Here is a 14,647-nt window from a genome sequence, read left to right as displayed (position 1 = left end):
GATGTTATAAGCATCCGAGCTTGACTTGCTCGGAGAGAGAGTGCTCTCCTACATTCCCGCTGGAGGATATTTTTTCCTAGGAATATCACCTCATTCCTCCCCATAGCATAGTCCCTATTACCTTGTAGGGTCTCCCATCCTTCTGCTTGCATTCGCTTCTTTTCTGTCCGACCAGAAGCATAGAAAAAAGGGGGTGGATTTCTCCACCCCCCTTTTGGGATCAGTTGCTCTCTTCCCTTATTTTTTCCTGCTGCTTTTCCGCATCTTTTGCGTTTTCAACTTTTTTATCCACGGTGTTTGTATCACCCGAAGTCTTCGCTCGTTCCTTCTTCAACTCGAAATATTTATCCATGACCCGTTTGGCGATCTTTTTATTTGTATAGGGATCGCTCACCCCACTAGCTTGGATGTGGGAGGATGGGACGACGGTTGCATAGGCCACTTCAGGGTTGTCAAACGGCGCGTAGCCGATGATCGTCGTATTGTAATTCAACTTGCCGTCCACGTACGTCTCGGCGGTCCCTGATTTACCTGCCGCATTGTACGGGGCGTCCTTGAATTCATTATAGGCCGTACCATCAGGGTTATGATAAACGCGGTAGAACCCTTTTTGTACGTGTTCGATCTGATCTTGTGTGGCGTCGATTCTGTTCAATACCTTCGTCTCGTCTTCAAACAGGACGGAACCGAGACTCTTCTTATCATTGGTCGGCTCCCGGATTTCCTTCATCATATGGGGCTGAATCCTGTACCCGTCATTGGCGATCGTCGATACATACTGAGCGAGCTGCATGGTCGTGTATGTATCGAACTGCCCGATGGCGTAGTCAAGCAGGAACCCGGGATCGGTAGCCGTTCCTTTCAGACCTGGAGACTCACCGGGAAGGTCGATCCCAGTCGGCACACCTAGACCGAATTGGGCGAAATGCGTGCGGAAGGTATCGAATGCTTCAGGATTATTCACGATCGGCTGATTCGGTACGTAACGTCCCCCTGCAATCCGCAGGGCCACTTTCCACATATAGGAGTTTGATGACTTTTCCAATGCGAACAAATCGGTGATCGGCATCTGCCCATATTTGTTGAACCATGATGATTTCGGAGGCGTACCTTTAATCTTAAGCGGTTCGTCGATCAAGGTTTCACCCGGTGTCAGGTTCCCAGTCATATAACCCGTCAGGACCGTGGCCCCTTTCACAACGGAACCGACCTCGTAGGAGGAGGTGAAGGTACCGAGTGCCGCATCCCTCATCTCATACTTGCCCGTCTCTTCATTCTTCATATATTGCTTTCCTGCCATGGAGAGGATCTCACCTGTATTCGGATTGATCATCACCACATAGGCACGGTCGAGGTTCGGGGATGCACCCCGATCCTGTATTTGTTTCGAAAGCTCATCTTCAATGATTTTTTCCACTTCTCGCTGAAGCTCCATGTCGATGGTAAGGACGACATCCTTTCCACGCTGTCCTTCCTGGACGAGTAGGGATTCAATGATGCTTCCGTTTTTCGTAATGTTCTTCATCTGCTCTTTTTGACCTTGGAGCAGGTCCTCATATTGAAGTTCCAGATAGCTTTTCCCTACCCGGTCGTTCCGATTGTATCCTTCTGCAAGGTACGCATCGACGAGATTTTTCGGAAGACCTTCCCTCGCAGAGGATACGTTCCCAAGGATGGTCCTTAGAGTATCATCGAATACATAGGACCGTTTCCAATCCGTGGTCGTATTCACTCCGGGCAGTTCGTTCAGGTGCTCACTCACCTTGGCAAACTCATCCGGTGTCACGTCTTCATTTTTCACGATCTGTGGATTCAAGGCGTAGCCACCGGCAAACTCTCGGTAGATGGCAATGACCTCAAGATCCTTTTTGGATAGGGATTCAAGTTTGTCTTCGGTGATGCGGTCCAGCCTCATCTTGTATACCTTGGCATTCACATCATCTTCAGAGAGTTCTTCATCCGCCTGAAGCTTCTTGATTTCAGAAGCGGATACCAATTTCTCTGCTTCGTCGCTATTCTTGATGATCCAATAATCCTTTTTATCCCGGACCGTCACACTTTCCGGGTCTTTGTCAATAAACTTTGAAAGCTTGGTGGCGACGTCGATCATCTCTTCCGTCGTTGTTGTATTCGTCCTGGTATATGTGATGGCATTCAACGGGACATTATCCACGATGACGTTGCCATATCGATCATAAATCTTCCCACGAGGAACACCGGTATTCACTACCACATCCTCGGTCCGTTCCACTTCACTCTTGTAGCTTTCCCCATTCACGATCTGGACTACGCCCAACCGGAGCACCAGCATGGAGAACAACAGAAAAACAGCAAAAAACAGCATATTCATCCGAATGGGGACGTGCGTTTTCTTTTTCCTTTTACTCCTTTTCAATCCTTCCAACCCTTCCTCTATGTAGAAATTCTATCTATGTATAGTGTATAAAAAAAGTGGCTGAGTTTCTAGCTGTAACTATAGGGAGGGATATTTTCCCTCCCTTTGAGGAAATTGGCTAGGACTGCTGGAATTGAATCTTCCGGATGAAAAAGTAAATCACACTGTGCCCGGCACCAAGCAGCAATAGGAGTATCGGGATACTCACGTCGTGGTCGAATAGGGTCACAGCTGCGATGAAAGCAAGGACTGAAACGATCCTTCCTCCATTCAAGAACAGCTCACGGACGACGATGTACTCAATTCGCATTTCAGCCGCCTTCCAGCCGGTACCGATGACGTCATAAGTCATGGAGATATAGGGGACGAGCAGGATCGGGTAAGCAATAGCGATCAACCCAGCATAAATCAGGAGGCGTGTGTACGTCACGTCAAAGACGATCAAGAAAACAGCGAGATAGAGAAGGATACCGCCGAGCAATATCGCTTTTTTCCTGAATTCCTTTTTAATGACCCTCGAGGCGATATAATAGCTGATGAAGGCGATGCCGGAGTTGACCAAGCCGAATGTCCCCAGTGCGAATTCACTTCCTGTACTGATGTAAACAAAGACGGAAATGGCAAATATGAACGTCCCTTCCCGGATCCCCTGAAAGAAATGGGCATTCGTGATCCGCCGCCAGTTCGGATTATTGCCCCTTTCCTGAAAAATCCTCCAGAACAGATACTGTCCGTCTGCCGGTCTCCTTTTTAAGAAAAAGCTCAGCACGACGGCCACGGCGAATAGGAACAGGGAAATCCCGAAGACGATGGTATAACCCTGGAACGATTCGAAACGGGAAATGATAAATCCTGCCAACATCGGTCCAATGATCCCGCCTGCAGAAGTCAGGATTCCGAGGAATCCATTGAAAAAGTCCCTGGTCTCAGGTTCCGTGATCTCGAATGTGAGCACGTTGAAGGCCAGCCAGTAAAAACCATATCCGATTCCGAGCAGTGCCCCCAGGACAACAAGGTAATGTTCTGCCAAAGACCCGAACGATAGGACCGAGATGTAGAAAAGCGCAAGAAAAATGACACCAATCCGGAGAACGATTACCCGATCGACCTTTTTGGCCCATCTTCCTGCCAGGATGAATGTCAAAGGCTGCAGGATGACGACGGTCAGATTGTAGATCCCGAGGTCGACGAATCGACCGGATTGCTTCCACAGATAAATATTGACGAACGTGTTCGACAAGGCGATGCTCAATGAGTACATGCCGCCGATCAATAAGAGCAGCGCCAATTCTTTCGTTAAATCAATATCACCTAAAAATCGTTTATAGCTCATAGCAAAACTCCCCTTTGATGTACACCTATTCTTTGAATAAGGAAGGGAAGTTATGCAGGAAAAAAGGGGGTTCCCGGTAATGGGAACCCCCTTTTAGACATCTAAAATTATTTAGCAGCGCTGTAAAGCTTAGCCACTTCATCCCAATTGACTACGTTCCAGAAAGCTGAGATGTAGTCAGGACGACGGTTTTGGTAGTTGAGGTAGTAAGCATGCTCCCAAACATCAAGACCAAGGATTGGCGTTTTACCTTCCATTAGAGGAGAGTCCTGATTCGGTGTGCTGGTTACTTCCAATTCACCGTTGTTCACAACAAGCCAAGCCCATCCTGAACCGAAGCGACCTGCACCTGCAGCTGCGAATTCTTCTTTGAATTTGTCGAAGCTACCGAATTTAGACGTGATGGCATCAGCCAATTCGCCTGATGGAGTGCCTCCGCCATTCGGTGAAAGAAGCGTCCAGAATAGAGAGTGGTTGGCATGACCGCCACCGTTGTTGCGCACAGCAGTACGTGCACCTTCAGGAACGGCATCAAGATTCGCTACAAGCTCCTCGACAGATTTGCTGAGAAGGTCGTCGTGACCTTGAAGGGCATCATTCAATTTTGTTACATATGTGTTATGGTGCTTCGTATGGTGGATGTTCATTGTTTCCTTGTCGATATGAGGTTCCAATGCGTCATACGCGTAAGGCAGTTGTGGTAATTCGTAAGCCATGATTAAATTCCTCCCTATGTAAGTTTGTCCGGACTTCTAGTTCCGGCCTGTTTCAGTTTAAGATTACCAAATCTCCACAGCAGGTTCAACTGATTTGCTTGGACCTCCGTGACCGATACTTCTATAAAATACCCGTTCTTCCTTATCTTAATCCCCCGCTTCCGTGGAAAGTTCAGATCACCCAGAAGAAATAGACAAGCATGGCGGCCTGGATCAGACCTTTTGTGATCACGCTTGAGATGAAACCGATCACAGAACCGACCCCCACCTTCACGGCCTGTGTGAATGACGTCCGCTTGAAGAGCCACTCACCGAGGATCGCCCCGATGAACGGGCCGATGATGATCCCTAGGACCGGGATGACGAATGGTCCGGCAAGGAGCCCGATCGTACTCCCCCATACACCTGCCTTCGAACCACCAAACTTCTTGACGCCGATGAGATTCGTGACATAGTCGGCACCGAACAGAAGGATTACGAACAGGATCTGGATGGTCCAGAACAACCAGTTCATTGGTTCAAATGAGAAGAAGACCCCATAAAGAATGTAACCGATGAGCAAAATCAACACTCCGGGTATGATCGGATAAATCAATCCGGCAAACGCGACAACAAAGGCCACAATGATCAAGCTCCAATACAACACGTCCATATATCCATCTCCATTCGTTAGAAAGGGGACCTTCAAACGAGGTCCCCTTAGTTCTTCATTATTTTAATTCTAGCACAGCTTCAGCGATATTGACGGCATGATCACCAATCCGCTCAAGATTGCTGATGATATCAACGAAGACGATACCGGACTGACCCGTACATTTGCCTTCGTTCATGCGAAGGATATGTTGCTTCCTGAGTTTGCGCTCCATCTTGTCGATGCGGTCCTCTTTCTCGATGACCTCACGTGCCATGTCCAACGAATTTACATCCAACGCTTCCATGGACTGGCTCACAGTGGAAATCGTAAGGGCAAACATTTCCTCAAGGTCATTCATCGCTTCCTCTGAGATCTTCACTTTATTGGCTTGCTGATATTCCACAAGTTCCACGATGTTTTCGAAATGGTCCCCGATCCTCTCGATATCCCTGACGGTATCCATGAGAATCGAATGACGCTCTGATTCCACTTCTGATAAAGATGCGGAAGAAAGGTCGACGAGATAATCCGTGATTTTCTTATCCAGATTATTGATGGCTCCCTCGATCTGATACGCAGTCTCAGCATTTTTGGAGTTCGTCGTTTTCAGAAATTCGTTCGTTTCTTCAAGACCCTTCACGGCAAATTGGCCCATCCGCAAAACTTCCTCTTTGGCCTGCCCGATGGCGATGGCCGGTGACTGCTGAATGAAGACAGGGTCGAGATGCTGTGCGTTATAATCAATGATTGCATCTTTACCAGGGATCAGCTTCGTCACGATATAGGCAAGAGCCGCAATGAACGGGAACTGAATGATGGTATTGGTAATATTGAAAGTACCATGGGCGAATGCAATTGTCATCGGTTCGTTCAGATTCAATGTGGATTGCATGAACAAGATCACCTTGTTGAATAACGGTAGAATGATCAAAAAGATTGTCGTCCCTATCAGGTTGAAAAGCACATGCACGGCTGCTGTCCTTCTCGCCGCGACGCTGGCTCCAAGGGCTGCAAGGACCGCCGTGATGGTCGTACCGATATTGTCCCCGAACAGGACAGGAAGGGCAGCCTTGAGATCCAGTAGATCAGAGCTGTATAGTTCCTGAAGAATCCCGATCGTTGCAGAAGAACTTTGAACAACCAAGGTGAATACCGTTCCGACGACTACACCGAGGATCGGGTTATCACTCAGGCTGACCGTGAGATCATGGAATGATTGAAGTTCACGAAGCGGCTTCATTCCTCCACTCATCAATTCGAGACCGTAGAATAGGCCTCCGAATCCGAATACCATCTGACCGATGTTCTGGATTTTCTTGTTTTTAAAGAAGAACAGAAGGATGGCTCCCAGGGCAATGATCGGTAAAGCATACTCACCGATGTCAATTCCGATGATGAAGGCTGTGACCGTGGTTCCGATATTGGCCCCCATGACAACACCAATGGCCTGTCTGAGGGTCATGAAGCCTGCGCTTACCAGCCCGACGACAATGACGGTCGTCCCACTGCTCGATTGAATCAGGACGGTGACAAAGATCCCTGCCAATACGCCCATGAATGGGTTCGTCGTGAACTTATCAAGGATTTCCCTCAATCGGTCCCCAGCGGACTTTTGAAGTCCGTCCCCCATGTATTTTATTCCGAATAGGAAGATCCCAAGTCCTCCTATAAACTGAAACAACATTTCTTGCCAATTCAATTCCATTCCTTCAACCCCTAAGCGTTAATTTCGACACTGATTTACAAAAACCCCATCACCTTTATAAATTATTTTAAAGAACAGGTAAATAGTTTACGGTCCGAATTTACAATAGATTAATAATATGACCCTTTTGTTACATTTTGATTACAAAAAGACCTTTTGTTCTTCTCCCATCAAGGGAATGTTCATAAAGTTGTCCGATTCCAACTTGTAACGCAGTGATGGATACGATTAAAATAGAAGAGATATGCCGAGAAAGGAGTTGAGGTTTTGAATATTTTCAAACAGCTGATAAAAAGTATTCATTCCCCAAAACATATAGCCGCATTCCGCTTTCAGGGAATCGGGAAAACCATTTTATACATATTCCTACTGACTTTCTTGTCGGTCATTCCTCAGGTGATCGAGCTGACTTCATTTTCTACGGATGCCATCCATGACGTGGAGGATGCCCTGGAGCATAACATTCCATCATTCACCATCAAGGATGGAGAACTCATATCCGATTCCAAGGAGCCCATCATCGTAGAAAAATCAGACATGACCATCGTATTCGATAGTACCGGCGATACGGAGGCTGCCGATGTGGATGAAGATAAATCCATCGCGTTTCTGAAAGATTCCATCGTGGTCAATATGTCGGGTAGCGTTGAATGGAGCTACTCCACAATCGGTGCAGAAGACACCACCAAGGAGAAGGCGCTATCCACTGTAAGGATGATGGATAACCTGAAATGGATCTTCCTCCCAGTGGCCATGGTCAGCGTCTACCTGTTCAGTTCTGCTGTGATGTTCCTGAAGATCTTGATTTTTTCTCTCATCGCAACGGCATTTGCAACAGCCATGCAAAAACGGGTCAATTATCGCCAAGGCTTCCGCGTCACAGCGTATGCCGCTACGCTCTCGACCTTGTTCTTCGCAATCATGGAGCTCTTGAAGACCCCGGTTCCGGCTGCGCCGTTCGTCGATTGGTTCGTCATCACCGTCATCATCTACCTTTCGGTAAAAGAAATCCCTCAGCGGAAGGCTTGACCATCTGGAGCGCCCATCAATGGGCGTTCCTTTTTTTATAGTGGATCACATACATATGCGTCAGTGTCAAAAGGGCGATGAAGGCGAACGTCCACCCGTACATACTCAGAACGTCCTCCTTCCACCTCCCATATGCAATCGGCCCAAGGGCGACGCCTGCAAATCGGCTCGTTCCGTACAAACTGACCACGAGTCCCCTCTCTTCCTCCCCCACTGCCCCGGTCACTTCGGAGTTGATGACAGGCAGTATGAGCCCTAGACCACCAAAACAGACTGTCAGAAGAAACATGAGGCCGCTCAAGGAATGCCATAAGAACAATCCGCCGGAGGCCGCCAGCATGAGCACCGTCCCCGTACCCATGAACAGGATTCCATTTCCTTCCTTCAGTCGCTTCCCGCACCAATAGGACGTCACTACCATGGCACCCAAGGGAAAAAGAAAGGCAAACCCTTTGAAGAAGCCATCGATATGAAAGATATTTTCAATATGGTAGGAAAGGAAGTAAAGGATGCCGAATAATACAAAAAGGCCCGTTCCGCCCATCGCATAAAGAGGAATCAACAGCCTCCAGTTCCGCTTCAATGTTGACTGAACATCCTGCATGTAACAGCGGAAACCTCGGAAGGAACCGGAGCTTCTCTTCTCTACTGAAAGCTCTTTTCGCATACCTGCAAGGATGATGAAGCTTACCAGGATATAGACCCAGAAGATATGGTTCCAAGGGAGTAGAAATGCCAATGAGGCACCGAGTATGGGGGCAAGCACCTTGCCGGCCCCGTTGGATACCTCAAGAGAAGCCAGAACACCCGTCCGCTTCTCCCCGCTGAACAGGTCCCCTGTGAGGGCCATGGCAAGAGGAGTGGTCCCCGCGGCACCCAGCCCCTGGATCATACGCCCAGTCATGAATAGAAGTCCTGAGCCCCCACCACTCATCACACAAATCAGACTCCCCAGCATCATCAGATAAAGGGACCACTTCACCATGAAGCTTCTGCCGAAACGGTCGGAAAGGACTCCGACCGCCGGAATGACAAGGGCTGCAGGAATCGTGAAGGCGCTTAAGATGAATCCACTCCACGCTCCCTCCAAGCCCAGTGATTGTTCAATATCAGGCAATAGGGGAATGAGCATGGAGTTTCCAAGCACCATCAATAGTGGAAGTAGTAGGATGACAAACTCCAGACGTGTCATTTTCATCATAAGAAACTCCTTTTCCAAACGAACAAAACCAGGAGGAATGTTGATCATGAAGAGGCTCGCGGTTTTTGTAGGTGTGATCATTCTGTTATACAGTGTGTATTATGACTTGAATAAAGGAACATTAACCTTACTACATGAAGAATCAGTAGAGACTGCCGCCCCAATGAAGGAGCCCATCACCCCGGACGTCAGGGAGGTGCCTTATGTCGAGACAAAGGTTTCCACAGGGGATACCGTGCTGAGTTTAGTGAAGGATGAGGTTGGCGGTCCCCTGCCCGTGTCTGTCGATCAAGTGATCCGAGACTTTGAAGAACTGAACGGGATCGGGGCTTCCGAGATTCAAGCGGGAAAAACCTACAAGTTTCCGAAATACCCCTCATGAATATGCTTTTTGACACCTATTTCTTGTCAATACCGTGCAAACACTGTTACAATAATTGCGTATTATGAATAGCTGAATAAGCTTTTTAAAGGAGCGAATCACACGTGAGTGAAATCATACATCGCACAAAAACACGCCCCGTCAAAGTCGGGAATCTGACAATCGGCGGAAATAATGAAGTGGTCATCCAAAGTATGACGACCACCAAAACCCATGATGTAGAAGCAACAGTAGCAGAAATCCACCGCCTGGAAGAAGCAGGATGCCAGATCGTCCGCGTCGCATGTCCTGACGAACGCGCAGCAGAAGCCATTGCGGATATCAAAAAACAAATCAACATCCCTCTTGTCGTCGATATCCACTTTGATTACAAGCTTGCACTTAAAGCAATCGAAGGTGGAGCTGATAAAATCAGGATCAATCCAGGGAACATCGGTCGCCGTGAAAAAGTGGAAGCTGTCGTCAAGGCGGCCAAAGCAAAAGGCATTCCAATCCGTATCGGTGTCAATGCCGGAAGCCTTGAGCGGAAAATCCTTGATAAATACGGCTATCCTACAGCGGACGGTATGGTGGAAAGCGCCCTGCATCACATCAAGATCCTTGAAGACCTTGACTTCCACGATATCATCGTCTCCATGAAGGCATCAGATGTGAACCTGGCCATCGAGGCCTATACGAAAGCGGCCAAAGCGTTCGATTATCCGCTTCACCTCGGGATCACCGAGTCCGGCACGCTATTCGCCGGAACTGTAAAAAGTGCCGCAGGTCTGGGTGCCATCCTCAGCCTCGGTATCGGAAATACCGTAAGGATCTCCCTGAGTGCGGATCCGGTAGAAGAAGTAAAAGTCGCACGCGAATTGTTGAAATCATTCGGTCTCGCAGCCAACGCCGCGACTTTGATCTCATGCCCTACATGCGGTCGTATCGAAATCGACCTGATTTCGATTGCCAACGAAGTGGAAGAGTATATCTCGACCATCAAGGCCCCGATCAAGGTTGCGGTACTCGGTTGTGCCGTGAACGGTCCCGGAGAAGCAAGGGAAGCCGATATCGGTATCGCCGGAGCCCGTGGTGAAGGACTCCTATTCCGTAAAGGAAAAACGGTCCGTAAAGTACCTGAGGAAACCATGGTCGAAGAGTTGAAAAAGGAAATCGACAAAATTGCCGAGGAGTACTTTGCCAAACAGGAAGAAGAGAAGAAACAGCTGGAAGTATAAATGCGAAAGAGGACTGATTTTCATCAGTCCTCTTTTTTGTATCTTGAAATGCTCCCACTTCCAAGATCATGTTAAAAGAACGGCAGTACGAATATCCCAATGATCAGGGAAACGGCTCCGACTCCGATCGCCCACGCTCCCAGCGTTTCTGCGCCTCGTCGCCTTGCCACGAATCCCAATACGATGCCCACCGCTCCAAGGATGACCGGGAGGATGAACAACGACAAGATGGAAAGGGCAAGTGCCGAATACCCCATTACACTTCCAGAAGTGGATCGCTCCTCTACTTCATCCCGTTCATAAGCATCTACATCACGGATGGAAAGCGGAGCAGCGATTTCAGTCGCTGTTTCTTCACGATAGTCTTCTGTCACAAGATTTGTCGCCTGAGTGTCGTGAAAGCCGATTTCTTCTTCACGATCAATCTTCATTAGCTCATGCTTCTCTTCTTCATTCATACTGCAATCCCTCACTTTCTGAGTATGGGAGCCTTCTTAGTGTTCGTTACGACCGTTTTTTTACTATGCTAATGTTTGCTATTTATGTGCGAGTGGTGGAAGGAAAATGAAAATCCGCTTACGGGCAAGCGCGGAGTATGATAAACTTGAAGGAGTTTTGATACAGAGGAGCTTGATAAAAAATGAAACGCTTTGGAATTGATATAGACGGTACGGTTACGTCCCCTGCCTCCCTTCTGCCTCATATAAATGATCATTTTGATTTGTCATTGACGCTTGATGATATCACCCAATATGAACTAACGGAGGTCCTCAATATTTCCCCTGCTGAATTCGGGGCGTGGTTCACGGACGCGGAGCCGATCATTTACAAGGATTCTCCCCTTGCAGATGGGGCCAAACACGTACTGGATCAATGGAAGGAATCACATGAATTATTCTTCATCAGCGCAAGGAGATCAGATCTTTTACAGGTCACCAAGGACTGGTTCTCGGAAAGCGACCTGACCTACCATCACATCGAACTGATCGGGTCCCACGATAAAGTGTCGACGGCCAAAAAATACGATGTCGATCTCTTCTTCGAAGATAAACATGACAATGCCGTCGCAATCCATGAAGCACTGAAGATTCCTGTCCTTCTCTTCAATACCCCATACAATCAGGATCCGATACCTGACGGTGTCATCCGTGTAAACGATTGGGAAGAAGCTGAAGCATGGGTGAAGAATTGGTTGTCATGATATAAAAAAAGCGGCCCGGGGGCCGCTTTTTTATATTTTTATAACGAGTGAAATAAATGCTTGAAGCGATCGATTCTCTTCCTGTTCGCCTTGAAATCATAGTAGCCCAGCCGGGAAGCCGATCTGATGTGAAGAAGATGATTGTATTCATCTATATAGAACTCCACATCATCCTTGAATTTTAAAAACTTTGTACTGAATACGGCATGGATGTATTTCGGGGTCTCCTCCTTCACCTCCGTTTGATCAAAGTGGGCAAGGGCCACATGGATTTTTTCCTTCACCCTTTCAGAACTCTCTTCAATGGGAATGGGTGAAATCCGATGGTAGGAAGTAAGGTCTATGGTGCTTACACAATTCTTCTTGTTAGATGGGCAATGTTTGAACGGTACTTTATCCACAGCAGATCGCTCCCTGTTTTTTGAATTCGCTCATTATTTTCCCCATTCTCCCTTTTTTAAACGAAGCCTCCTATGTTTAACTTGCCGCAGCCACCCGTAAGAGGATAAAGAAGAAGCAGGACAACTGTTTTTCAGTCATAATAAAACCCGCATTCATTTACCTGGGACAAGGCAAATGAATGCGGGTTTCTCATTTGTTTACTGTTGTTGTTTGGGGTGCAAGACGCAGGCTCATGTGATAAGGATAGCGATGATGAGAGCCCGCAGGCTACTCGCTTGAAAGAAAAGGCTTGCACGGAAGTCATGAACGGTATGAAGAACCTACACGTGACCGTTATGACTTGATCCCTTTTATTGTCCCGTCCTCATTGACACTGAGGACATTTTCCGTAAATCTCAAACTTATGTCCTGAAATATCATAACCGGTTTCCGATAGATCTTCCTTCAGAGCTTCCATCGGGCAGCTGTGGATTTCTTTCGTCTTCCCGCAGTCCATACAGATAAAATGATGATGGTGGTGGTTGGCCGCACAGGTGAAACGGAAATGACGTTCACCGGACAGGTCCGTCTCTTCAAGGATACCGAGGTCTACGAACAAACTGAGATTCCGGTAGATCGTATCAAAACTCAACCCAGGATAATCGCCTTTCATATGTTCCAACACATCACGTGCCGTCAAGTATTTATTGGAAGACGAGAAAAGTTCCAAAAGCTGTTCCCTTTTCCCCGTATGTTTATATCCTTCTTCCTTCAATAACTCCAATGCTTGTGATACATTCATGCTCAATGCACCTCTACTTTCGAAGGTTTATTCGAACGTACCTTCTTGATGAGGATCGTCATCATCAGGATGATGATGGCGGTCACCACGATGGTCCCACCTGGCGCAAGATTTAAATAGAAGGCACTTACTAATCCTACAATAACAGATATCTCACCGAACAGCACTGCAAAACCAATGGTTTGCTTGAATCCCTTCGCGACCCGGATACTTGCGGCGACGGGCAGGGTCATCAAGGAAGACACGAGGAGGATCCCCACGATCCTCATGGAGGCGGCAATCACTAGCGCGACCATGATCATGAAGATGAAATGGATCGCCTTGGCAGGGATGCCTGACGCCTTCGCATGCTCTTCATCAAACGACAGGAGGAAAAGCTCCTTATATAGGAGGAAGATGACCGAGATCACCACTACGCTGATGATGCCGATCAGATACAGGTCCCCCCTGCTCACTGCACTGACGCTTCCGAATAGATAGCTGAATAGATCCGTATTAAAGCCATCGGCAAGGGAAATGAAGATTGCACCGATCCCCACACCACCCGAGAGGATGATGGGGATGGCCAATTCCTGATAGTGCTTGTAAAGCGTCCTTAGCCTCTCGATGAATACGGAGCCCAATACCGAGAACACCATTCCGAAGTACAACGGATTAAGGGTCGCAAGAGAAGGGACCGTCTGACTCACATACAGGCTCGCTGCGATCCCCGAAAGGGTAACGTGACTAAGGGCATCCGCAATGAGGGAAAGCCTCCTCACGACGATGAAGGCCCCTAGGAGCGGTGCGATGATTCCGATCAGAATCCCCGTCAAAAATGCATTTTGTAAAAATTCATAATGAAATATTGCTTCTATCATCGTTCCCTCTCCCCTTATGCATGCTGATGATCATGGTTCAAAACGTGGACGTCATGACCGTAAAAAGAGGAAAGCTCATCGTCTTTTTGCTTTTCAAACTCTTCTGTATCACCATGAAAGTGCAGTTGTTTATTTAGACAGGCGACGTGGGTCACCTTGCTTGTGATCGTCCCGATATCGTGGGTGACCAGAACCAGGGTGATGCCAAGATCTTTATTGAGGCGCTCCAACATTTCATAAAATGTCTGGACATTTTGTGAATCGACCCCGACGGTCGGCTCATCCAGTATCATGATGTCAGGCTTTGATACAAGTGCCCTGGCAATGAAAACCCTTTGTTGCTGACCACCTGAAAGCTCCCCGATGTTCCGGCGGGCAAAAGCTTCCATTCCAACTGATTCTATGGCTTCAAGTACATCTTGTTTATGCTGATGGGATATCCGCCGGAATAAGCCGGCTTTCTTTGTAAGCCCGCTCGCAACAACCTCGAAAACCGTTGCCGGGAACCCTGTATTGAAGCTGTTTGCCTTCTGGGAAACAAACCCGATCCTGCTCCAATCCTTGAATTTCTGAAGTGGTGTCCCGAAAAGCTCGATTTTCCCCTGCCGTAGCCTGAGTAGCCCAAGCATCAGTTTCAACAAGGTTGATTTACCGGACCCATTCGGTCCCACGATACCCAGGAATGCCCCTTGTGGAACGCTCAGATTGATTTCCTCAAGGACACGCTCCCTTTCATATCGAAAGCTTACATCTTCTATTTTAATGACTGGTGTCTCTCCATTCATGGCTAT

General features: G+C 47.8%; 15 protein-coding genes. 4 read left to right on the top strand and 11 right to left on the bottom strand.

What is annotated here, in order from left to right; translation table 11 throughout:
• Positions 1 to 220 precede the first annotated feature (220 nt).
• From AF331_RS02165 to AF331_RS02145, 5 genes are all read right to left on the bottom strand, one after another.
• Positions 221 to 2,350 carry a peptidoglycan D,D-transpeptidase FtsI family protein gene (locus AF331_RS02165; protein WP_053427745.1) on the bottom strand — a complete coding sequence of 710 codons (2,130 nt, stop codon included), beginning with the start codon at positions 2,348 to 2,350 and terminating at the stop codon, positions 221 to 223.
• Positions 2,351 to 2,513: 163 nt separating this feature from the next.
• Complete coding sequence (locus AF331_RS02160) at positions 2,514 to 3,728, bottom strand: MFS transporter (RefSeq protein WP_053426558.1); 1,215 nt, start codon at positions 3,726 to 3,728, stop codon at positions 2,514 to 2,516.
• 107 nt (positions 3,729 to 3,835) lie between these two features.
• Positions 3,836 to 4,444: a superoxide dismutase SodA gene (sodA, locus tag AF331_RS02155; protein WP_053426557.1), complete on the bottom strand. Its 609-nt coding sequence runs from the start codon at positions 4,442 to 4,444 to the stop codon at positions 3,836 to 3,838.
• 172 nt (positions 4,445 to 4,616) lie between these two features.
• Positions 4,617 to 5,096 carry a DUF456 domain-containing protein gene (locus AF331_RS02150; RefSeq protein ID WP_053426556.1) on the bottom strand — a complete coding sequence of 160 codons (480 nt, stop codon included), beginning with the start codon at positions 5,094 to 5,096 and terminating at the stop codon, positions 4,617 to 4,619.
• Between the two features lie 58 nt (positions 5,097 to 5,154).
• Positions 5,155 to 6,783 carry a Na/Pi cotransporter family protein gene (locus AF331_RS02145; protein ID WP_053426555.1) on the bottom strand — a complete coding sequence of 543 codons (1,629 nt, stop codon included), beginning with the start codon at positions 6,781 to 6,783 and terminating at the stop codon, positions 5,155 to 5,157.
• A 267-nt stretch (positions 6,784 to 7,050) separates the two neighbouring features.
• Here AF331_RS02145 and AF331_RS02140 point away from each other — a divergent pair, with 267 nt between their 5' ends.
• Complete coding sequence (locus AF331_RS02140; RefSeq protein ID WP_053426554.1) at positions 7,051 to 7,812, top strand: DUF1189 domain-containing protein; 762 nt, start codon at positions 7,051 to 7,053, stop codon at positions 7,810 to 7,812.
• A gap of 16 nt (positions 7,813 to 7,828) precedes the next feature.
• On the opposite strand, the gene AF331_RS02135 is transcribed toward AF331_RS02140, so the two are convergent.
• Positions 7,829 to 9,010, bottom strand: coding sequence for an MFS transporter (locus tag AF331_RS02135; protein ID WP_053426553.1), 1,182 nt, complete (start codon positions 9,008 to 9,010; stop codon positions 7,829 to 7,831).
• A gap of 49 nt (positions 9,011 to 9,059) precedes the next feature.
• Between AF331_RS02135 and AF331_RS02130 the strand changes: the two genes are divergently transcribed.
• Positions 9,060 to 9,395: a hypothetical protein gene (locus tag AF331_RS02130; protein ID WP_053426552.1), complete on the top strand. Its 336-nt coding sequence runs from the start codon at positions 9,060 to 9,062 to the stop codon at positions 9,393 to 9,395.
• Positions 9,396 to 9,499: 104 nt separating this feature from the next.
• Complete coding sequence (gene ispG / locus AF331_RS02125; RefSeq protein ID WP_048006111.1) at positions 9,500 to 10,612, top strand: flavodoxin-dependent (E)-4-hydroxy-3-methylbut-2-enyl-diphosphate synthase; 1,113 nt, start codon at positions 9,500 to 9,502, stop codon at positions 10,610 to 10,612.
• Positions 10,613 to 10,683: 71 nt separating this feature from the next.
• Here ispG and AF331_RS02120 read toward each other — a convergent pair whose 3' ends face one another.
• Positions 10,684 to 11,043: a hypothetical protein gene (locus AF331_RS02120; RefSeq protein WP_053427744.1), complete on the bottom strand. Its 360-nt coding sequence runs from the start codon at positions 11,041 to 11,043 to the stop codon at positions 10,684 to 10,686.
• A 209-nt stretch (positions 11,044 to 11,252) separates the two neighbouring features.
• On the opposite strand from AF331_RS02120, the gene AF331_RS02115 reads away from it, so the two are divergent.
• Entirely contained in the window at positions 11,253 to 11,813 is a 561-nt protein-coding gene (locus AF331_RS02115) for a nucleotidase (RefSeq protein ID WP_053426551.1), read from the top strand.
• A 38-nt stretch (positions 11,814 to 11,851) separates the two neighbouring features.
• On the opposite strand, the gene AF331_RS02110 is transcribed toward AF331_RS02115, so the two are convergent.
• From AF331_RS02110 to AF331_RS02095, 4 genes are all read right to left on the bottom strand, one after another.
• Positions 11,852 to 12,214, bottom strand: coding sequence for a DUF1499 domain-containing protein (locus tag AF331_RS02110; protein ID WP_082346669.1), 363 nt, complete (start codon positions 12,212 to 12,214; stop codon positions 11,852 to 11,854).
• Positions 12,215 to 12,579: 365 nt separating this feature from the next.
• Entirely contained in the window at positions 12,580 to 12,996 is a 417-nt protein-coding gene (locus AF331_RS02105; protein ID WP_053426549.1) for a Fur family transcriptional regulator, read from the bottom strand.
• A 2-nt stretch (positions 12,997 to 12,998) separates the two neighbouring features.
• Positions 12,999 to 13,856, bottom strand: a complete 858-nt coding sequence (locus AF331_RS02100; protein ID WP_053426548.1) for a metal ABC transporter permease — start codon at positions 13,854 to 13,856, stop codon at positions 12,999 to 13,001.
• A 14-nt stretch (positions 13,857 to 13,870) separates the two neighbouring features.
• Positions 13,871 to 14,641 (bottom strand): metal ABC transporter ATP-binding protein, encoded by a 771-nt coding sequence (locus tag AF331_RS02095; RefSeq protein ID WP_053426547.1) that lies wholly within the window; start codon positions 14,639 to 14,641, stop codon positions 13,871 to 13,873.
• Between the last annotated feature and the right edge of the window lie 6 nt (positions 14,642 to 14,647).

Origin of the sequence: Rossellomorea marisflavi, from assembly GCF_001274775.1 — a bacterium.
Classification (GTDB): Bacteria; Bacillota; Bacilli; order Bacillales; family Bacillaceae_B; genus Rossellomorea; species Rossellomorea marisflavi.
This window is presented reverse-complemented; position numbering and strand designations above follow the sequence as displayed.